Genomic DNA, 20,857 nt, shown 5'->3' with positions numbered 1-20,857 from the left:
AAAATATTCAATCTTATCTATTTCTGAAAAGGTTCCTATCATAGAGATATCAAATCATTTAACATCTACAGCCATATTTTAAATTAATCTTTCAATTGGGAATCGACATTACGCCGATTCCCTTCCATTTAGATCCATAGCCATGGAAGTAATGCTAAGGTCCCAATAGCACCTAATGCAATACCAAAGCCAAAGCCGGGGCGAAAACCTCCATATGGTGATCCATAAAACCCATAGCCAAAGCCTCTAAACCCACTTGGTCTACCAATAGGCTGGATATAAACCCTACGTTGATCCACATTACGAATTATCCCTCTATGCTTCCTTCCATTTCGTGTTGTTATTTCAACAGCCCTTCCTCTATAACGATTACATAAATCAAAGTAATACCTTGACATCATCTCACCTCCATATTCAACCGCCGTTATGCCATCTTATGCTCGTATGCTATAGATGGTAAGGGATAGACATAACAAACAACCTGTATCAAGGCTATTAACTATTAATGAGATGGTTAGAAGAAAATGAAATGAACATTCGGAAAATCCGGGATGTGTCAAAGGTATCGATACGTACAAAGTGTTAATTCCTTCTTCATTTATAATTAGAAGAAATTCACATGTTTCTAAGTATATTATTTATAAGTTTAAATTCTATTATTTCTTTATGCAAAATCTTGTTTTACCTAAATCAAAAAAAGACCTTGCGATTTCTTCATTCAATCGCAAGGCCTTAGACAAAATACTAGGTACTCCCTAGTAAGTATTATTCATTTGATAATTTTAGTACGTCTAAGAGTTTAAAGAACAGGCTTAATAGGATAGCTACAATGGTTGCTAGACCCATTCCGGATAAAGCAACTTCTCCAAGTGTGATAGAAGCACCGCTAATACCAATTCCTAATACAACACAAGTTAAAATTAGATTTTGGGAATTGTTATAATCTACATTTTTTTCTACCAGCATACGTAAACCACTTACCGCAATAATTCCGAATAGTAATAAGGAGATTCCCCCCATTACTGGAGTTGGAATGGATTGAATCAATGCCGCTAGTTTTCCACAGAAGGATAGGACCATGGCAACCAATGCCGCTCCACCGATAATCCAAGTAGAATATACTCTTGTTATTGCTAGCACACCAATATTTTCCCCATATGTCGTGTTTGGTGTAGAACCTAGGAAACTGGAAATCATCGTTGAAATACCATTACCAAATAATGAACGATCAAGTCCTGGTTCCTTTACTAAATCCTTTTTAACAATATCCCCCGTGACAACTAAATGGCCAATATGTTCAGGTATTAGTACTAGTGCTGCAGGTAATATGATTAAGATATCCGACAAGTTAAATTCGATTGCGTAAAAAGTTGGCATCTGAATCCACGCTGCTTCTTTAACAGCTGTATAATCAACGATTCCAAAGATTGTGGCAATAATATATCCTGTTACAATCCCTAAAAGAATAGGAATAATTTTTAAAAAACCTCTCATGGTTACCCAGTAAATGATCGTTGAGGCTAATGTTAACATAGAGACTGTAATGGCCGTTGTATCAATTGGTACATCTGCTGGGCGTACTAGGCCAGCCATTTCCGCAGCTGTAGGCACTAATTCCAATCCGATCACAGCAACAATTGCCCCCATTGCCGCCGGAGGAAATATAACATCAATCCATGATGTTCCGACAAATTTCACTAGTAAACCGACTATGGTAAGAACTAGTCCAACAACGAAAAAACCACCTAATGCTGCTCCATAACCACCACCAATTGTTAAAACAGCAGTTACTGGAGAAATAAATGCAAAGCTAGAACCTAAGTAAGCTGGAATTTTTCCTTTTGTGATAAATATATATATAATCGTTCCAATACCATTCATCAATAAAATGGTAGCTGGATCTACTCCAAATATTATGGGTACAAGTACGGTTGAACCGAACATCGCAAATAAATGCTGAAAGCTTAATGGCAAGCTTTGTAAAATTGGTAAACGTTCATCAACTTGTATTTCACGTTGTGACATTCTATTCTCTCCCTATTAATAAAATATAAAAAATGCACCTTGCCTGGCGTCCTGGCAAGGTGCATACACATTTGTACACAGCAAAATCAAGCATAAGCCTATTTTGCGTATGATAGACAAAATTTTCCGCACACCCTTGCCAGCCTCACAGGACTGATTTAAAGGTTCTATAAACTATACTTATTATTACAGATGAATATACCAATAGTCAAGTATTTTTTGACAAAAACCGACACTTTTTAAGCGCCATAATGATTCCGTGTTAGTTCCACAGCTAAAATATTTTCGACACTAAATAACCTTAAACGTTCTTTTAAATAACAATATGCTAAAATACGATCCTCATTAAATTGAATAACGCGAATCGTTCTTTTGGTCAGTTCATTTGATTTTGATAGATAAATGATATCGATTTTTTCTTTCTTATAAAGCGATCTTTTAAGCCATCTTTCCATTGAAATACCCCCAAAGGAACGTCTGTTCTTATTTTGACACATCATCATAGGTTTTAAACATATTTTCTAAATAAATTGGGATAATATTATGGAAACGATAATTCCCTAATTAGGCATTTAGAAAAACTTTGAAGGAGAGCAACGATGACTGAGGTTACTTTTTTTGTTAAAGAAGCAACAACAGAACCAGAGATACAGCAAATCGAACAGTTGCTAAACGAATATGATGGGATGGAAAGGGTGCTTATCGACACAGACGATGGTGAATTAAAAATTGAGTTTGATGAAAACATAATTACAGAAGAACAAATTGCTACAGCATTAATCGAACAAAATTATCTTATACATTAGGAGGATGGAATCATGAATAAGAAAAGGAAGAAACATGTTCCAGAATCAGCGCAAGCACCTGGAATAGATCCAGAAGATTCTTATGGAAAAAAAGCAACTAAAGAAGATATCAAAAATAATAATACAACAATGGTAACTAGACTTGTTTATGACGAGTATGACGCTAGCGATAATGAATCATAAAAAAAGAGTCTGGGACATAACTAAAGTGTTTAGCCCAAATCCGAACATTGCATCATACTAGCGAATGAAACACACGGATCTCCTGTGGATGAAAAGCCTAGGCGAGACTACGAAGAGCGATAGCTCGAAGTAGGCTCATCAGCGGACTAAGGTGCGCGTAGTGTATTTCCGTAGCGGATTATATGCGCGACCATGTTCGGATTTCACATTGATATAAACACTTTTGCCCCGGCCTCTTTTTTGTTTTCACTAATGCAATAATTAAAAGTTGGAAATCAATAATACGTATAGTTAATCGTATATAGCGAAAATTAATAATGCTTCTTTTGTAGAAGCTAATGCCAACAAAAAAGGATGATTTCATGAACAACCGCGGTATGATGACATCTTTGCTTACAATCGGTGCTGCTGGTGCGGCCATTTATGGTATCGCACGTGGTGTACAAAATGGCACATTCCAAAAATTACCACAACAGGTAACCAATGCAGTACAAAGCACCTTTAGTAATCCAAATTTACAACAGGCAACAGAGTCATTCCAAAACATGATGAATCATCAAAATCAAGGTCAGCAACAACAATTGTCAATGAATCAAAATACTACAACCAACCTCCAAAACCAACAAGGGTAACATCCGTTTAAACTAAAGAGAAATTTGAAGCGAATTACAATTTAGATAGCCTGGCAAGTAAATTCCAGGCTATTTTTTTCTTTACTGCCACTTTTTTTAAGATGATTACAGCTTCATACCCTGTTTTTCTCAACTTAAAAAAATACCTAGAGAAATTATCCAGCTATAGTACTTTCAACATCATTTTGTTTTTCTACCGTTTGAAGTTGCACTTCATGTAATGTAATTTCTGGTTTACTTCCTATGCGGATATTTACACCTGTTTGGCCAAGTCCCTCGCTAATATAAAATGGGCGTTCTTTGTAATAATGTAAGCCTTTCACCATATTCATGCGAACTAATTTACCCATTTTAATGAGATGATACGGTTTGGGCCAGTAAATTTGTCCACCATGAAAGTGTCCGGATAACAAATAATCAAAATGAACATGATCCATATGAAGAACAATATTCGGATCATGGGTTAAAACTAGATTATAACCAGACTCGATTCCTTTGTATGAGTTATCAATATTACTTCGATTTGTACTAAAATCATCAATACCAATGATATTTACTGCTTGTCCATTCACGTCAATGCACTCGTGCTCGTTCTGCATGGTTTTATATCCATAATTGGTTAACAAATCTTTTAACTCTTTTAGACTTTTCTCTCGTAGTACATAATCATGATTACCAAAAACTGCATAAGAACCGTAAACAGGATTTAACCGATTCAGTTGCTCTAAATATGGAATAAGCTTTGGAATGGTTCTTTTTCGATCGAGAAAGTCGCCTGTTAATGCAATTAGATCAATTTGCTGATCTTTTAAATCCTCATACAATTGTTCTGGTGTAATGGATATATTTTCTAAATGCATGTCTGAAATATGAAGGATTCGTATAGAAGAATGTTTAACTGGAGAGTTTGTCTGATTGATTTTTACGGTATTAATTACAGCTATTTGAGTATTATTAAAACCTTTATAAAAAAAGAAACTTAGTAGAATGGCAATAATAAAAAGTATAAAATAAATCATAAATTAAATCGCCCTCCTCTATTACATTATAATGGAGAGTCCTACATATTTTTAGTTGCAATTTATGGTTTTTTCAGTAGTTATTTCCCATACCCTCCTACTTTTACCAAATGAATCGGTTATAATAAAATAACAGTGGAAACAAGACCACCCACTATAGATGATCTTTATTTTCGCTTCCATATTTTTTTATTAAGTTATTTACGGACATCATTAAATACATTGGTGCTGGATATTCTTTTTTTATTGTTCGACTTGATAATAGATGTATTGGAAAAAGAGCGATTTGCTTAAACCATTTATAATATTTATTTTTAATAGGATACACTTCAAACCCCAATGTCTTACACCCTTTATGTAGGGTCGTAATGCCTACTAATCCTTTAACCTGACACATATTACCATTAGATTGGATATAGTGCGCTAATGAGGGTAGTGCATCTTTTACACATTTATATGTTACCAGCGCTCTACGAATATCACTATTATAGGACTGCATCTCATTTAATAATCGCACATTATGTAGATGTATTTTTAAAAGTAAATCATTTTTACGAATAGCTGTTCCATCCTGTAACATAGCGTCTCTACCCTTATATCTTGTTAGCCTAACACGAATAATGGTGCGTTCACCTACGTTATTTTTAATGTAGTTTAAACGGGTAAATTGATAATAAATCGGATCTAGAACATTCCAAACAAAAAGACAATTTTTTTTAATCATCTAGGTTCCCCTCACAAATAAACTTACAAAGTAAATACAATCTTATTTTGTATTAGTTTTTAAAAACTATGAAGGGATTAACAAAATCTAGAATGATTTAGGAATTCCTCCACAGAATATTAAAAACGAAAATCAGTGGAGGAAAATATGATACGAGTTTTGTTTATGCCACTATTGCAAATACCTTCAGGCCATCACCATGTGGCAGATACAATAAGTGCACAACTTAAACAGAATGATGAGACGACAGGGGAATTTTATTGTGAAAAGCTTGAAATACTTTCCCATTGTTACGGTCCTATGGAAAAACTGATTTCATCCTTATATCTAAAATTTATTCATACGGTGCCTAATATATACAGCAAACTTTATAAGATAGCTGCCGTAAAAGGAACAAAAAGGAAACATTATTCCATTTATGACCAGTTATTTTTAAAGAAGTTATGGAATGCTATCCGAGAAAAAAATCCACATGTCGTTATTTGTTCACATGCTCTTCCCTCTTACCTGTTGAATCGTTTAAAAGAAAAAAAACAGTGGAGCGGTACAGTCATTAATGTTTATACAGATTATTTTGTTAATGACCTTTGGGGATTGGAACAGATTGATTATCATTTTGCTCCTTGCCATGAAGTAAAACAGTATCTAATGGATAAAGGAATTCCTAAACACCGTATCGTATTAACAGGAATCCCTATCGATCCGATTTTTCGAAACCAGCCAATAAGAGATACCAAAAAAGACAAATTTTCTATACTAATTAGTGGTGGAAACATGGGAGCAGGATCCATGGATAAACTCATTCATCGCCTAAAGCCACAGGGAGACCTAATATACTATGTACTATGCGGAAAAAATAAAAAATTATTTCAAAAATTGGATCAGCAAAATCATCCATCAATAATTCCTTTACCATACCTTGATTCTAAATCTAAAATGAATCAATTATATGATACAGTTGATGCTGTCATAACGAAACCAGGGGGAGTCACAATAACAGAATGCTTATGGAAGAAACTACCCATCCTCATTTATGAAGCATTACCAGGACAAGAGGAATTTAATTTACGTTATTTGATAGAACAGAGGTTTGCATTTCATTTAAATGATTTTAATCCTCCCATTGAGAAAAAGATCCTTGAATGGTTACGAATGGGAGATAGACAGCCGATGCATTTCTTTCATCAACAAATCAATGTCAATAATATGAAAGGGATTTTAAAGAGTACGGTAACCCGCAACAAATAAGGTTGAAGAATTTAATTCTAATCATCCTAATAGAGGATAAAAATTCTGAATGAAAGACCTAATAATTTTAGAAAAAGAGCACAAAATATGCTTGTCCTACCGATTACCATTACAAAGGAGAGATTATTCATGGCACAACAATCAATTGATATAAACCAACTAACACAAGCAAAAGCAAATGTAACATTAACACAGGAATTACTGACACAGGCTATTGAAAAATCTTCATCTGACCAAGCTCTTGCTCAAGAAGCGATAAAACAAGCAACGAGTGAAATTGCTTCAGCACAAACAGCAGTTAGCCAAGTACAAAGTGCTCTTTTAACACAACAGCAACAACAATCTGAATAATCGCTCGAACAAATATAAGGTAAGTAGTATGAAGAACCCCTATTTTGGTAGGGGTTCCATTTCTACATAATATTCTTTTTCTATTCTTGATATGTTTGATAAAAAAGACCTTGTACTTGGTGCCATTCGGCTAAAAATATTTGTGAATAGTCCATATTTTGTATTCCATTAGATACGAATAAATTTTTTAACCATTTTTCATCATATCCCAAATCCCGTACCTCATCCCAAAGAACCTCCCCATCTCGTATAATGGTCACTGGTACATGGACTGATTGAACTGGCAAATTAAAGTCTTCTTGCGTTGTTTTCTGATATGCAGACTTCTTCAATATACTGATAGCACCATTTGACTCCAGATAACAAAAGGCAACCTCACGTATTGAAAAAGTTTCACTTTGCCGAAGCAAACTTTGTAATTGATTAATAGTCATCCTATTCTTTTTTAATTGTTCTCGATTGACCTTCCCATTCTCAATAAGTGCAGAAGGCTTTCCTTCCGTGATTCCTCTAAATCGTATAAATTTTTGGCTACTGTATTCTAATAAAAATAGTAATCCACCCCATAGAACCATCGCATAAAAAATATAAAAAACATTAATCTTCGGTTCATATATTGCATTCCCCACAATTTCACTTAATACAATGGCAGCAATAAAAGTAAATGGTGAGATTTGGTTTATTATCTTTTTCCCAACTAAACGAACGATAATGAATAAGAGCAAAAATCCGACAAGAAGTTCTATAGTGATATCAACCATATACGATACTCCTATCTAAAATATCATTTATGCCTTCATTATTTCCATAACCTCTATGTATAAACCAAACCGATGTTTAGTTGACATTTTTCGAATGTGAATGAATAGCTACACACTCAAAAAAGTATGGCCATTGCTATCCCTGTTAAAAATTGGACTTATACTTATTCATCTCTTAATAGACAGTCCGCCTATTTCCCAAATGGCGGACCCCGCTTTTTATTTTATGATGCATGGTTTTCCAATTGGATAATATTCTATTTCTCTACATTTTCTTATTTCTACTTCGTTTAGGCAGTTTCTACCATCAAATATTATAGGATTATTCATATATTGGATTACCTTTCCTAAATCCATTTCTAGAAATTCTTTCCACTCCGTTACAATAAATAGGGCATCTGCATTTTTTACTGTTTCTTCAATAGTTGTAGCATATTCTATTTTACTGCCTATCACTTTCCTCGCATTATCTGTAGCAACCGGATCATAAGCAAATACCTTTGCACCTTTTTCTATAAGTGCGTTTGCTAATACAATGGATGGGGCTTCCCTCATATCATCTGTCTCTGGTTTAAATGATAATCCAAGCATCGCTATTTTCTTATCCTGTAAATGACCCAATCGGGATAATGCTTTCCATACTAAACGCTCACGTTGAAGGTTATTGATAGACATTGTTTCTTCTAGTAAACCAAAGCGCATATTATATTCATTTGCTACATGAACTAGTGCCTGCACATCCTTAGGAAAACATGATCCGCCATATCCAATTCCAGCATTTAAAAATGCTGTTCCTATCCGTTTATCCTTCCCCATACCCCTTGCAACATCTTCCACATCTGCTCCAACCATTTCACAAAGATTCGCTATTTCATTAATAAAGCTAATTTTCGTAGCTAAAAAGGCATTTGATGCATACTTAATCATCTCTGCACTTCTTATGGTTGTATGCAGAATTGGTAGACTCAATGGTTGGTACATATTCTCTAGTTGTAATGCGGCCTCCCTATTATCCGTACCAATAACGATTCGATCAGCATAAATCGTATCATTGATTGCAGATCCTTGTCTTAAAAACTCCGGATTTGACCCCATTAAAATAGTTACATCCCGTCTTTTGTTCTGTTCTAGTATTTCTTTAACTTTATCATTCGTTCCTACTGGTACAGTACTTTTGATTACAACAATCGTATCGTGTTTAAGATGGATTGCAATATCCTCTGCTGCTTGCATTAAATAACTTAAATCCGCTTCACCACTCTTAGTCTGTGGTGTTCCAACAGTTATAATAATAATTTCTGCATGTTTTAATCCATCCTCATGAGACGTCGTAAATCGAAGTCTCCCATTTAGAATATTCTCCTTAAGGACTGGTTCCAATCCTGGTTCATAAATAGTTGGTATACCATTCGAAAGCAAACCAATTTTCTCCTCATCGACATCAATACATACTACCTCGTGCCCGATATCAGCTAGGCAAAGACCGGTTGATAGACCAACATAGCCTGTACCTAGTACTGCAATTCTCATGTTAATCAAACCCTTCCAATAATCCAGGAAAGTTTTCCCTTTGAATCACGTCATTTAAATAATGAAGGATTTCTTCTCTTGTATCTTCCCTTTGTAGTGCAAAATCCAATGTTGCCTTAATAAAACCGATTTTATCTCCAATATCAAATCGTTTTCCATCAAATTCATATGCCATCACAGCCTGATGTTTGTTCAGTTCATTAATAGCATCAGTTAATTGAAGTTCATTTCCGGAACCATATGGAATTTGTTCTAAAATGGCAAAGACTTCAGGTCGTAAAATATATCGCCCCATAATGGCATAGTTAGAAGGAGCTGTCTCCTTTGGAGGCTTCTCAATCAAAGTATCAACCTGCAAAAGCTTCGATTCAGATTTGTTTCCTTTAGGACGGATAATTCCATATTTATGAACATCCTTATCTGGAACCTGTTTTACAGCTACCACAGAACTATTATAATAATAAAAAACATCCATTAACTGTTTTAGGCATGGAGTCTCCGACATCACGATGTCATCCCCCAATAATACGGCAAATGGCTCATTTCCCACAAAGCTTTTAGCCGTAAGAATCGCATCACCAAGCCCTTTAGGTTCCCTTTGCCGCACATAAAAGATATTGACTCGATTAGATATTTCTTCCATTTCATCTAAAACGTCTAGCTTATTTTTTCTTAGTAATGTATCTTCTAGCTCATACGTTTTATCAAAATGATTTTCTATCGATTCTTTTCCCCTACCAATTATAACTACAATCTCTTCAATCCCTGAGGCAATTGCTTCTTCCACAATATATTGAATGGTCGGTTTATCGACTATTGGCAGCATCTCCTTGGGCTGAGCTTTTGATGCAGGTAAAAATCTTGTTCCAAGTCCAGCTGCTGGTATAATAGCCTTTCGAATTTTCATTCTATGCCCCCCTTCTAGCTCTTACTTATCTGTATATGTGAAAATATCTACAGGAGTAACGTTTAAAGCCTATATCCCCTAGAATTGGCTATTGACTATGAAGATATAATCAATAGCCTATTAAACCAGTCTTTTATTCATCAATCTCATAGGAGAAAAATTTATCTTTATATTTTCCTTTTTTCTTTTCCTTATCTTTTTGTTTATTTGAAGAATTTTTTCCTTTTTTAGCCTTCTTATCATCTTTATTCTTGGAGTCTTTTTTAACTTTCTTCATAGATTTTTTCGGCAATTCTTCTTGTTCCTCTTCTTCTAATGGAATTGGTTCTTTTGTCCATTCCTTATACAATTTAGGCTCCAATTCTTTTAACTGTTCTAAAAATGCATCTAAGAAATTCCTTTCATGGAGATCTTGAAACATTTCTATCGGACGATACTGATCACGGGTATAGGAATAAACGTGATCCACCATCTTAAAACCATTAGCTGTAACAAAGACATGTCGTATCGGAGCATCAATTAATTTAAAACCTGCCTTCTTCTGTTCTTTTAGAATTTGAATCAAGCCTTTGGTTACTTCTTCTGATAATTCTGTTTGCTTCTTCAGATATGAATTTAGGTCTGGGCCTAGCAGATATTCCATAACAACATAATTGTCATCGGTATCATAAACTTTAGGAATAAAAGACAGATTCTGATTATCTAACAATGCCTTTTGTTCTTTTTTAGCATGGTCCACTTTTGGATAGATTTTTACGCATTTATCTTCTGAAATTCGGTAAACCGCACCTTGATGGCCTTTTCCAACTAATGGTTGTGAAATAGCGCTATCAACTTTTACTGCGCTACCAGAGCCACCTGAAGATACCTCAATATTCTTATAATCTAATTTATTTTTGTTGTAATAGTTATCCCATTCTTTAGATATTTTCGGTTCTAATTTAGCTACTTGCTCTAGAAACATATCTTTTAAAAGGATAATGTTTAAGTCTCTTAATAATTTAAGGGGTACAGGATGTTGTCTTTTGAAGGAATTAACGTGGTCAATTACTTTTAGTTCTTCATTTTCTTGAACAAAAATATGACGTAATGGTGCATCAATCATTGTAAATTTTTCATTCTTTAACTCCTTTAAAATATGAAGCAATTTTTTTGTGATGGATTCTGGGAGATACGTGCTGTTTTTTAAATACTCTTTGAGGTTAGGTCCATCAAAATATTCCATAACAATATAATTTTCTCCCATATCATATATTTTAGGGAAAAAATCTAAATTCTTACCTGCCTTCAAAGCTTCCTGCTCCATCTTAGCCTTTAAAGGATCCGGGTATATTTTTACACATTTATCGTCTGATAGTTTAAATACTGCCCCCTGAGCCCCCATTCCAATAAATGAGTAGTTTGTTGGATTGTCAATGAGTAATGTTTTTTCACCTTTAGTCACTGTAATTTTCTTTATGTCTTTAAATCCTTTTTTCTTTTTGTCTTTACTATCTTTTTGTTTGTTTTTTTTCGTCTTTTTGCTCATCACGATCCTCCTAACAATTCATCGTAAATTCTCGCTTGTTCCTCCAGCTGTTTTTGTTGACTGAAGAATCGCTCTACCTTATCACGGCCATTTAATGCATAGCTCTCCCATAACGGACGGTTTAACAGCATAAACTCTATTGCTTCTGCTAATTCATCAACATTATCCTCCTTAACCAATATTCCGTCTTTATTGTTTGTAACTAACTCTGGAATCCCTGCATGAGTAGTAGAAATGACTGGTAAACCTGTTGCCATTGCTTCTTTAACGGTATTGGGAATTCCTTCAACGTCTCCATTAGCCGCTTCCTTGCTAGCGGCAACAAAGAGATCTGCTTGTTGCATTTTCTCCTGAACAATGGCCTTTGGTATTTTATTTAATAGCTGAAAGGACTTTCCTAAATTTAACTCCTCAGCTAACTTTCGAAGTTCATCCTCTAACACTCCGCTACCTATTATGGTAAGAGTCGCATCTGGGAAATGCTCTTTTATTTTCTTAAAAGCCTTCATGAGCACATCATGGCCTTTCTTATCTACCAATCGCCCCATCGATAAGATATTTTTTGTATCCCGGTTGATATCGGGTGGACGGAAACTAAATTGCTCTAAGTCCACTCCACCATATAGCACTTTTATTTTTTCAGGAGGGCATCCCCAATCCACTATTCGTTCGGCTAAATATTCACATACAGGTAAAAATAAATCACCTTCTTCAAAAAGCTTTTTTGCCCCATCCATATAGCCAACCGGCTGGTCTGCTAGTGTTGCATCCCTACCACGAACACTAGTGATTAACGGGAGTTTGGTTTTCTTTTTAAAAGGCATTAGTAGCATTCCAAGCTGTATATGGTGAGCGTGCAACGTATGAATATTATGCCGTTTTATAAATTTTTTTGGAGAGAAAATTTCATTTAAATATTGAACCTTTTCATTTTGCAGTGACATATCTATCATATATTTTGGTTGCCTAACGAGATGGATATAATCATAACGAGGAACTTGACGGATTTGCGGTATATATTGTGTTGGATCTACTCTTAAGTTTAAATGCATCACTGTTCGCAATAATATCTTCCCCTTTCAATCGCATTTACTTTTCTATTTGTTTCTCATTATTCTATGCAATATCTTTACGGAAAGCATGGACGAATAGGAAGAGAATATCGCCTAAAATAGATGAATTAGAGACAAACGTTTAGTAGATTGCATTTACATTTTCTTTTCATGCCTATATTCCTTTTTCTTAGGTGCATACCCCTTACCAAGTAAGGCAGGACTGAATTAATGATAATAGAACCTTTTATTCATTTGAAAGGGGGAAAGTAAGGATGAAGGAACAGAATATTCTCGTAACAGGTGCAGCAGGATTCATCGGCTACCATTTAACAGAACGTTTATTAAAACTAGGCTATCCTATCACTGGTATCGATAATTTGAATGATTACTATGATGTGAAATTAAAGTATGAACGATTAAATCAATTAAATAAACACTCTAAGTTCAATTTTTTTCAATTGGATATAGCTAATTATAATAAGATATTAGATGTTTTTAATGAAACACCTTTTCCAATTGTGATTAACCTCGCCGCTCAAGCCGGAGTACGTTATAGTATTGAAAATCCGATGGCCTATATAGATTCCAATTTAGTTGGATTTCAAAATATCCTAGAGGCATGCAGGCACCACAATACAAAACATCTTATTTATGCTTCATCCAGTTCTGTATATGGCGCAAATATCAAACTCCCCTTCTCCACTGATGATTCTGTCGACCATCCGGTTAGCCTGTATGCTGCAACGAAAAAGGCGAATGAATTAATGGCCCATACGTACAGTCATCTATATGGAATCCCTACCACTGGTTTACGTTTCTTTACTGTGTACGGTCCATGGGGCAGACCAGATATGGCATATTATTCCTTTACTAGAGATATTATAGAAGGAAAGGAAATTAAGGTTTTCAATCATGGCAACATGAAACGGGATTTCACGTATATCGATGACATTGTAGAGGGTATTATCCGCCTGATTAACCGTCCACCAAAAGAAAACCCAAATTATGATTGGAGCAATCCTACCCCAAGTGCAAGTAATAAGTCTTTTAAGGTGTATAACATTGGAAACAACAAACCAGTCCACCTCATGGATTTCATACGAACACTAGAAAAGTTAATAGGAAGAAAAGCAAATTTGAAATATTTACCCATGCAGCCAGGTGATGTTAAAACAACATATGCGGATATCGACGAACTTAAGAAGGATATAGGTTTTACTCCAACCACGTCTATTGAAGTAGGTTTAAAACATTTCGTTGAATGGTATAAGATGTTTTATAACAAGATTTAAAATAACCCGATTCCTGTTAACTGTTGATAATTGAATTACCCCGTATTTTATAGACTTTAATCATTTATAAAAAGTACCGCGTGAAACATGAATGCGGTACTTATTTCATTTTACGAATTGGAATTATTCATATAGAAGGACATATCAACATTGATTTGATACGTTCCTGCTCCAGATGGATTACCTTGACATCGAACAGATAAACGCTTTAAATTCTCCACTTCGATTGCATATGCAGATTGTCCAGCAGCTACATTATCCGGGATAACCCTCTCAATCAATGGTTGATTTCTTGCTTCAATCACTAAAATAGTTGTATTTGGAGCTGGTGTAAAATTAAAAGCTGTTATTTGTGCCCTGTTATTCCCACTAGAAACATTCTCATATACAACTTGGTTCGTACCATTGCTATTTTGACTTTGAAAAATACTCACATTATGCTGGTCAATTACATTGTTCGAAATCTGATACTTCTTTTTCTCTTTTTTTTCTTTATCAGCCATAATATTCTCCCTCCCTTTTTACTCGTTGACTCCTGACTTGGAAGTGGTTGAATTTGTTGAAGTAGTATTATGATCCATTGACTGAAGGAATTGATACACTAGATTAATTTTAGGTTGTTGGAGTAAATGTTGCTTTTTGTACATCGTAATCAATTGATTCCATTGCTCAGCACTCAGCTTTTGTTTCATGTTAGCTTCTATCATTTTTTGATATTGTGGATTTTGATAAAGCATATTTTCCTCGAATGCTGAAATAATTTTCTGTTTACTTACTCCTTTGTTCATCCGTTCCAAAACTGGGTACATATTTAACTCTGCTAGTGATTTTCGTAAAAAAGTATTTATTCCTTCTTGCACCTTTTCCACCTCCCTCTTATGCATTCTATGAGGATAGATAAATTATGAAAGGGTGCTTGTCATCCCTCAATCATTAATAAACTAATGTCCTAAAACAATTACTGCTACGAATTTTATTACATGGAGGTTTTGAATAATTTTAGGCGATTGTCGAATATTAAAAGTAAATAATTTTGATAGAAAGGATAATTTCAATGAAACATTTAAAAGCCTTAGTAATCAAGTTTTTGATAACCTCAGTAGTCCTTTATTCTTTTTTGACAATATTTAATACAGCAACATTATCAGAAATATTTCTCATTAGTTTACTTGTAACCGGATTAGCATATGTGATTGGAGATTTATTGATTCTCCCTCGTTTTGGTAACTTTGTAGCAGCTCTTGCAGATTTTGGATTAGCATTTGCCTCCATATGGGCATTATCAGCATTCTTTATCGATACCGCTTCCCCGCTTATTATTATTTCAGCGACTTCAGCATTTTTCCTTGCTATTTGCGAAGCTCTATTTCATGCTTACATGCAGAATAAGATATTAGAAAATGACCATGAAAGAAAGGATAACACCTATGTGAATACTCGTTTACAAGCTGAATTTTCTGAGGAAGAGAATGTAGATTATATTAAGAAGAAAAACAAACATAAGGATTGAAAAAAAAAGTGCCGGTTCATCGAATACGAACCTTGGCACTTCTTTTTATTCATTTCATACTTTTTATTTGTAAAAATTACGTATCCATATTATCTCTGTGTTCACTTTCTGGTAATAATTAATTCTTTACCCTATCCATTAAATATTTCACAAATACATCATCACGAGCAAGCCATGCTTCATAGTAGCGTTTCAAAAAAAATTCTGCGTTCATAAAGTTTGAAAAACTGTGCTCCATTTTCTCATCATTTTTTTTAATTATCCAATGTTCTTCTTCTTGAAATATAAGAAAAATATCATCGGAACGACTTTGATATAGAGCCCCAAAAGAAGAATCTTTCACATTAAATCGATTACGCCTGGCATCTTCACGAAGTGGTTCCAGGTGAAAGGTTCCTTCTACAAATAAATTAAATGCTGTATCATTCATCGAACAACCAGCTGCTTTGGCATGACCTCCACCATCAAAGCGTGCAGCTACCTCAGAAACATCAATTTCTTCGTGTATGGTACGAAAGCCCATCCTTCTTCCACCCATATTTAATATGGCAATATAGTCCAAATGAGGGTAATCTTTACCTAACTGATTGCCAAGCTCGGAATGATAGGATTCTGCAAAAACAACCCCTGCATAAAGCTCTCCTACCTTTTTTTGTACGAGCTCACGACGTTTTCTACGAATATACCGGTCAATTTTATCATCTTCCATATCAAGAATTTTCTCTTCAAACTCATCAAAATAAAAATGGTCACTTGATTGAAGGCGTCTTATCATAGTTTCTTCAAACTCATCCATTGACACGAGGAAAAATAGCGAATTAAGACGTTGAGCCTTTTCATTTTCATACTTCTCCCATTCCCACGTATCATACTGACGAACCAATTCAACAAACTCTGTTATAGCATCCTTTTGTTCAAGATATTTATGTTTTATAAGATATTCATATAATAGCGATGTGGCAGAAGTAGCATTCCCTTCTTCATCTTCAACAACTACATGTCCCCAATCATAGTCATTAAAGTCTAAAGCTGTTTTATGGTGATCAATCAGCTTTAGTTTTCCCCCTTGTTTGTAATAATCATCCAGACGTTTTTCATTTTCTTCATTTACCGATAAATCAGTAATTAATAGAAAAGTGTCCTTGACATTATCTAAGAACCATTCAACCTCACGATTTAATCCTCCAATCGAGTTATAACGAACCTTCACCCTGTCACCAAATGCTAATTTTGCTAAAATACCACAACCAACACCATCCAAATCATTATGTGATAATAATTTATACATTGACTCCATCACCTCCCGAATTTGTGTCGAAGTTATCCTTTGATGGTTAGGTTATCCATTTAAGTACACATTATCCAAAGAAAAAACAATTCCAAAAGAATAAAATAAAGTGAGACTTCACTCTATACTAAATGCAGCGGAGAGGAATAAAACACAAAACATAAACCTCTCTCTTTTCTTAAATAACCTATATTATTACTTACAATTGGGAGTATTAATAAAAATTAATTAATAAAATTTAAGGGTTTAATTTTGGGAAATTGGTTAAAATAACTTTTGTCGATGAAAGTTCACCTCGAAAAGAAAGCCTTTTCAGGATGAATTTATTTCATCAAATACTTAAATATAGGAGGGTCGATTAATGGCTAAAAACAACAATCGTAATCGCAACAAAGACAATAACAATAATAACAACAATGTAAACAATGTTGAGTTTGCGAACGAAAATGAGTTTAACGATATCGATAACAACAATGAAAACAATAACAACAATCGTAATCGTAACAACAAACGCAACAAGTAATTAATCAAGACCCCAAAAAAACCTGTATTAAAAGTGTTCAACATTTTCAATACAGGTTTTTCCTAACTTAGTAATCCATATTTAAGGCTTTTTTGGCAAGACTCATATCGTTCTGAAGTAATTTTTCTAAGTCATAGGACGGATATAATCCTTTCTTATACATAAAGAAATAAATCATCTCATGATTTTTAATTGCTCGTTGTAGCTGTTTACTTAATACTTGTCGCAACACGGGGGTTGCTGTTTCCGTAATGGCGATAGAATAATTTCGTACTGACGTTTTCGCAAACGCTAATAAATCTCCAGCGAAAAATCCCATATCCAGGTTTCTCGCATCCTCAACATCCTCTCTAGGAGTCAAAGCATAAAATTCCAACAACTCATTCAGGTTTGATTCAACCCCACGTATGGTATGTTCATAAAGCTTACGAAGTTCCGAATCATTTACATCTTTAATAAATTTTTTCATTTTCATAAGACAAAAGGATTGGTATGCAACTAACTCATGAATTTCAAGTGTTTCATGCCATGCCAAATGATTTGGTCGATTCGTATTTGCTTCCATTTTATCTCCTCCTCTTAGCCTAGACATTTATAACCTATTCAGGAATTTTAAAATGGAAGCATGACCTATCTAAATTAGGCATATACACAAATAATTTAATCCAATAGTCGCTTTTCTTTTAGAAAGCAGCCAACAAAAAAAGAAGCCATTCTATAACTAGTTCTAAAAACTTGCTTTCAATCGATAAATAGGCTGTCCTTTTGCTGAGAATCTTTCTTCATATTCCGTCATTATATTAGTCGTATCCTCAATGGCATGTAAATCGAGGTTTACTTCCTCTAGATTCATACCAAAATCAGTTAGACTTACTAACGAATATTCAAATAATCCCCTATTATCGGTTTTAAATATAACCTTACCAGATGGATTTAGAATTTTTTGATACTGTTCAAGAAATTTCTTATATGTTAATCGACGTTTTTCATGACGATTCTTTGGCCATGGATCCGAAAAGTTTAAATAGATGCCATCAATTTCATTATCTGCAAAGTACTCCCTCAAGTCACTTGCATCTTCATTTAATAATAAAATATTATCATTCTCTGCTGCTAAAACCTTTTGTGCTGCAGTCACAACGATACTTTTTGCTATTTCAATCCCAATAAAGTTGACATCGGGATATTGCTTTGCCATTCCTACAATAAACTGACCTTTACCTGTTCCAACTTCAATGTGAATTGGTCGGTCATTTTCAAATACATCCTTCCATCGTCCTTTGTATTCACTTGGATTTGGAATAATTAACTTCCTGTGCTCCTTTAAAAAATCATCAGCCCATGGTTTGTTTCGTTGACGCATATAAAATACCTCTCTTTGTTCTCTTGATCGTGGAAAACGCTTAGCTTTATTCCTTTTACAGGAAAGATTGTCCTCTAATTTCAAGTATAGAAAACTAAATATGACAAAAAATAGTGCCATGAGGTGGTGATTCAAATGACACTAAATACAAATAATTTATTAACCTTGCTGCATGACATCCTCGACGAGCAGAGTGTTGGCTGCTGTGGAGAAGTATCAGAATATCAACAAATAAGAAGGTTAGTTAAAAATATGATGTCCAATAATGAGATTACTAACGAACAACTTCTCCAGCTGCTTCCAGAAATATATAACTATGGAAGACAGGGCGAAAATGCACAAAATATTGAAGAACACATAACCGTAAATAAAAATAATCTCAAAACATGGATGAGTGCAATAGAACACGTTAATCTTCAATAAACACCGAAACTTGTTCGTTTAATTCTTGTAAATCCCGCAATCTTTCCACTACCTTTGCGGGTTCTTTTCGTTTTAAATGCCAAACTAAATAATGGAGTGAATCATGCAGTAAATACCAATACATACGTTCAATAATGTAATCGTTCTTTTTAACTCCATATTTTTTTAACCAGTTTACCCAATTTTCCTGTGGAATGTACCATTTTAATACTAATCCATAATCGGAAGCAGGGTCAGCAATGGTTGCATTATCCCAATCAATTAAATATAAGTTTTTACCGTCCTTAGACATTAATAAATTATTATGGTTTAAGTCATTATGGCAAACGACTAAGTTCTGGTTTCTCGTCTTAGGTAATAAACGTTCAAGGAAATCTAATGCAACTTGAACATCTTTATATTTCGTTAATAAATTAAGATCAGTTAACTGCTTCTTTATCGTACCAAAAATCTCATCAGAGGTTAATGGCGTTATCCCTATTCGCATTAGCATATCGAGTAATTCCGTGGAATGGTGAATTTTATGCAAAAGATCTGCAACGCGCTCATCTTTCATATCACTTGGTTTCAGTTCCCGTCCTTCGAGCCACTCTTGAGCAGTGATGACATCCCCATTTTCCATACGCTTCGTCCAAATCAACTTTGGGACGATTCCCTCAGCCGATAATACAGCCAAAAATGGTGAGGAATTACGTTTCAAAAAGAGCCGTTTATTTTCTTTTTCAGCAATAAATGCTTCTCCTGTTAATCCACCAGCTGGTGTTAGCTTCCAGCCATCTCCTAATGCTTTTTCAAGCCATTCCAACATATAGTCTTCACATCTTTCAAAAATAGCATTCCTTTTACATATTTTATAGGTATAAAGTTTAAATTACAACCATATTATATCTTTTTATAAGGTTTCTTCCGTTTTTGTACCAATGACTTGAACAGGTCTGGATTGCTTTTGTAAAAACTTGTACGACTTTTATAAGACTGTCCATCTACTTGAATTTACAGTGATTCTGAAGATGCTACATGAAGTTCTATTGCCACTAGTATTTCCAATTCTTTAAAATTTACATGCATATCAGTAAATACAGTCATAAATAAAATAAGAACCTTCCATTTAGAAATATGATGTAAAGGTAGTTTTCATATCGTCTGGTACAATTTTGGCGGATGGAATGATTTTTCATCCCTCCCCCTTTTTGAATCTCTTTCTGTTATTACTTTAATTGTCATTAGATTAAAACGAATCCATATCCTCCAAGTCCCCAATGGTTTTAAAATTATCATCTTCTTCCCATTCAGGACGTTGGACAGACTCCGTCAAACAATACCGTAATAATTCTTCAGCTGCTTTTAATTGTTTATTCTTTAAGGTAGAATTTAAGTTTCTTCTTTCTTTAAACCACTGGTCATACTTTTGTTTGCCAATTAACTTAGTCTGATACGGTTCTGTTGCAAAAACAATTGGATTACTCCTAGATATAACCGTTTTCGAAATGGGAAAATCCACTCCATTTGTATGTAAAATGCTTTTTACAATTTGTTCCGTTCTTTTAAGAGCAATGATTGGATTTAATATTTTAGTAGATGTTTGTTGTCCCTGAACCACCCATGTTCGTTCATCACTAGCAATAATGATAGATTGCGAATCTTTTTCTAAAAAATAAAGAATCTCAATCCCTATCGGCGAAATCATAA

General features: G+C 34.4%; 26 protein-coding genes. 9 read left to right on the top strand and 17 right to left on the bottom strand.

Translation table 11 applies throughout. From position 1 onward, the window contains the following. Positions 1-128: 128 nt before the first annotated feature. The 3 genes from CAO17_RS04055 to CAO17_RS04045 all read right to left on the bottom strand — a co-directional run bounded on the left by CAO17_RS04055 (position 129) and on the right by CAO17_RS04045 (position 2,480). Positions 129-401: a hypothetical protein gene (locus tag CAO17_RS04055; protein ID WP_085991551.1), complete on the bottom strand. Its 273-nt coding sequence runs from the start codon at positions 399-401 to the stop codon at positions 129-131. Positions 402-765: 364 nt separating this feature from the next. Further along, positions 766-2,025, bottom strand: coding sequence for a uracil permease (uraA, locus tag CAO17_RS04050; RefSeq protein WP_085991550.1), 1,260 nt, complete (start codon positions 2,023-2,025; stop codon positions 766-768). A 239-nt stretch (positions 2,026-2,264) separates the two neighbouring features. Further along, the gene (locus tag CAO17_RS04045; protein WP_085991548.1) at positions 2,265-2,480 is read right to left on the bottom strand and encodes a WYL domain-containing protein; all 216 of its coding nucleotides are present in this window, start codon (positions 2,478-2,480) and stop codon (positions 2,265-2,267) included. A 144-nt stretch (positions 2,481-2,624) separates the two neighbouring features. On the opposite strand from CAO17_RS04045, the gene CAO17_RS04040 reads away from it, so the two are divergent. The 3 genes from CAO17_RS04040 (at position 2,625) to CAO17_RS04035 (ending at position 3,646) form a co-directional block, all read left to right on the top strand. Beyond that, complete coding sequence (locus CAO17_RS04040) at positions 2,625-2,831, top strand: heavy-metal-associated domain-containing protein (protein ID WP_085991547.1); 207 nt, start codon at positions 2,625-2,627, stop codon at positions 2,829-2,831. 12 nt (positions 2,832-2,843) lie between these two features. Continuing rightward, positions 2,844-3,014: a hypothetical protein gene (locus CAO17_RS20945; RefSeq protein ID WP_179151885.1), complete on the top strand. Its 171-nt coding sequence runs from the start codon at positions 2,844-2,846 to the stop codon at positions 3,012-3,014. A gap of 338 nt (positions 3,015-3,352) precedes the next feature. Continuing rightward, positions 3,353-3,646, top strand: a complete 294-nt coding sequence (locus CAO17_RS04035; RefSeq protein WP_218775530.1) for a hypothetical protein — start codon at positions 3,353-3,355, stop codon at positions 3,644-3,646. Between the two features lie 155 nt (positions 3,647-3,801). Here the strand turns inward: CAO17_RS04035 and CAO17_RS04030 are convergent, their stop codons facing one another. Both CAO17_RS04030 and CAO17_RS04025 read right to left on the bottom strand, forming a co-directional pair. Continuing rightward, complete coding sequence (locus tag CAO17_RS04030; protein ID WP_085994401.1) at positions 3,802-4,662, bottom strand: metallophosphoesterase; 861 nt, start codon at positions 4,660-4,662, stop codon at positions 3,802-3,804. 157 nt (positions 4,663-4,819) lie between these two features. Further along, on the bottom strand, positions 4,820-5,389 hold the full coding sequence (locus tag CAO17_RS04025; RefSeq protein ID WP_342744180.1) for a YkoP family protein: 570 nt from the start codon (positions 5,387-5,389) through the stop codon (positions 4,820-4,822). A 147-nt stretch (positions 5,390-5,536) separates the two neighbouring features. Here CAO17_RS04025 and CAO17_RS04020 point away from each other — a divergent pair, with 147 nt between their 5' ends. Next, the gene (locus tag CAO17_RS04020) at positions 5,537-6,637 is read left to right on the top strand and encodes an MGDG synthase family glycosyltransferase (RefSeq protein WP_085991544.1); all 1,101 of its coding nucleotides are present in this window, start codon (positions 5,537-5,539) and stop codon (positions 6,635-6,637) included. A gap of 129 nt (positions 6,638-6,766) precedes the next feature. Further along, on the top strand, positions 6,767-6,988 hold the full coding sequence (locus CAO17_RS04015) for a hypothetical protein (RefSeq protein ID WP_085991542.1): 222 nt from the start codon (positions 6,767-6,769) through the stop codon (positions 6,986-6,988). Between the two features lie 80 nt (positions 6,989-7,068). Here the strand turns inward: CAO17_RS04015 and CAO17_RS04010 are convergent, their stop codons facing one another. The 5 genes from CAO17_RS04010 to CAO17_RS03990 all read right to left on the bottom strand — a co-directional run bounded on the left by CAO17_RS04010 (position 7,069) and on the right by CAO17_RS03990 (position 12,769). Next, entirely contained in the window at positions 7,069-7,749 is a 681-nt protein-coding gene (locus tag CAO17_RS04010; protein ID WP_085991540.1) for a DUF421 domain-containing protein, read from the bottom strand. Between the two features lie 219 nt (positions 7,750-7,968). Continuing rightward, positions 7,969-9,279 carry a UDP-glucose dehydrogenase family protein gene (locus CAO17_RS04005; protein ID WP_085991539.1) on the bottom strand — a complete coding sequence of 437 codons (1,311 nt, stop codon included), beginning with the start codon at positions 9,277-9,279 and terminating at the stop codon, positions 7,969-7,971. Between the two features lies 1 nt (position 9,280). Continuing rightward, positions 9,281-10,186: a UTP--glucose-1-phosphate uridylyltransferase GalU gene (gene galU, locus CAO17_RS04000; protein WP_085991537.1), complete on the bottom strand. Its 906-nt coding sequence runs from the start codon at positions 10,184-10,186 to the stop codon at positions 9,281-9,283. 133 nt (positions 10,187-10,319) lie between these two features. After that, complete coding sequence (locus CAO17_RS03995) at positions 10,320-11,714, bottom strand: protein kinase family protein (protein ID WP_179151884.1); 1,395 nt, start codon at positions 11,712-11,714, stop codon at positions 10,320-10,322. Continuing rightward, positions 11,714-12,769 carry a glycosyltransferase gene (locus CAO17_RS03990; protein WP_245831911.1) on the bottom strand — a complete coding sequence of 352 codons (1,056 nt, stop codon included), beginning with the start codon at positions 12,767-12,769 and terminating at the stop codon, positions 11,714-11,716. The genes CAO17_RS03995 and CAO17_RS03990 overlap by 1 nt, the downstream gene beginning before the upstream one ends. 272 nt (positions 12,770-13,041) lie before the next feature. Here CAO17_RS03990 and CAO17_RS03985 point away from each other — a divergent pair, with 272 nt between their 5' ends. Beyond that, the gene (locus CAO17_RS03985; protein ID WP_085991535.1) at positions 13,042-14,061 is read left to right on the top strand and encodes an NAD-dependent epimerase; all 1,020 of its coding nucleotides are present in this window, start codon (positions 13,042-13,044) and stop codon (positions 14,059-14,061) included. Between the two features lie 110 nt (positions 14,062-14,171). Here the strand turns inward: CAO17_RS03985 and CAO17_RS03980 are convergent, their stop codons facing one another. Both CAO17_RS03980 and CAO17_RS03975 read right to left on the bottom strand, forming a co-directional pair. Further along, entirely contained in the window at positions 14,172-14,564 is a 393-nt protein-coding gene (locus CAO17_RS03980; RefSeq protein WP_085991533.1) for a hypothetical protein, read from the bottom strand. Between the two features lie 18 nt (positions 14,565-14,582). Further along, positions 14,583-14,921: a hypothetical protein gene (locus CAO17_RS03975; RefSeq protein ID WP_085991531.1), complete on the bottom strand. Its 339-nt coding sequence runs from the start codon at positions 14,919-14,921 to the stop codon at positions 14,583-14,585. A gap of 194 nt (positions 14,922-15,115) precedes the next feature. Here CAO17_RS03975 and CAO17_RS03970 point away from each other — a divergent pair, with 194 nt between their 5' ends. Next, entirely contained in the window at positions 15,116-15,571 is a 456-nt protein-coding gene (locus tag CAO17_RS03970; RefSeq protein ID WP_085991529.1) for a YndM family protein, read from the top strand. A 118-nt stretch (positions 15,572-15,689) separates the two neighbouring features. On the opposite strand, the gene CAO17_RS03965 is transcribed toward CAO17_RS03970, so the two are convergent. Next, on the bottom strand, positions 15,690-16,859 hold the full coding sequence (locus tag CAO17_RS03965) for a DHH family phosphoesterase (RefSeq protein WP_085991528.1): 1,170 nt from the start codon (positions 16,857-16,859) through the stop codon (positions 15,690-15,692). Between the two features lie 361 nt (positions 16,860-17,220). Between CAO17_RS03965 and CAO17_RS20940 the strand changes: the two genes are divergently transcribed. Further along, positions 17,221-17,382 (top strand): hypothetical protein, encoded by a 162-nt coding sequence (locus CAO17_RS20940; RefSeq protein ID WP_179151883.1) that lies wholly within the window; start codon positions 17,221-17,223, stop codon positions 17,380-17,382. Between the two features lie 67 nt (positions 17,383-17,449). On the opposite strand, the gene CAO17_RS03960 is transcribed toward CAO17_RS20940, so the two are convergent. Continuing rightward, a complete protein-coding gene (locus CAO17_RS03960; RefSeq protein ID WP_085991526.1) occupies positions 17,450-17,947 on the bottom strand; it encodes a spore coat protein in 498 nt (165 codons plus the stop codon). Positions 17,948-18,109: 162 nt separating this feature from the next. Then, a complete protein-coding gene (trmB, locus tag CAO17_RS03955; RefSeq protein WP_085991525.1) occupies positions 18,110-18,745 on the bottom strand; it encodes a tRNA (guanosine(46)-N7)-methyltransferase TrmB in 636 nt (211 codons plus the stop codon). Between the two features lie 135 nt (positions 18,746-18,880). On the opposite strand from trmB, the gene CAO17_RS03950 reads away from it, so the two are divergent. After that, positions 18,881-19,168 (top strand): YtzH-like family protein, encoded by a 288-nt coding sequence (locus CAO17_RS03950; RefSeq protein ID WP_085991523.1) that lies wholly within the window; start codon positions 18,881-18,883, stop codon positions 19,166-19,168. Here the strand turns inward: CAO17_RS03950 and CAO17_RS03945 are convergent. Both CAO17_RS03945 and CAO17_RS21605 read right to left on the bottom strand, forming a co-directional pair. After that, entirely contained in the window at positions 19,155-19,976 is an 822-nt protein-coding gene (locus CAO17_RS03945; protein ID WP_085991521.1) for a phosphotransferase family protein, read from the bottom strand. The genes CAO17_RS03950 and CAO17_RS03945 overlap by 14 nt on opposite strands. Before the next feature lie 420 nt (positions 19,977-20,396). Continuing rightward, on the bottom strand, positions 20,397-20,855 hold the full coding sequence (locus CAO17_RS21605) for a hypothetical protein (RefSeq protein WP_245831760.1): 459 nt from the start codon (positions 20,853-20,855) through the stop codon (positions 20,397-20,399). Between the last annotated feature and the right edge of the window lie 2 nt (positions 20,856-20,857).

Source organism: Oceanobacillus senegalensis (assembly GCF_900176885.1).
In the GTDB taxonomy this organism is placed as follows: domain Bacteria; phylum Bacillota; class Bacilli; order Bacillales; family Amphibacillaceae; genus Oceanobacillus; species Oceanobacillus senegalensis.
This window is presented reverse-complemented; position numbering and strand designations above follow the sequence as displayed.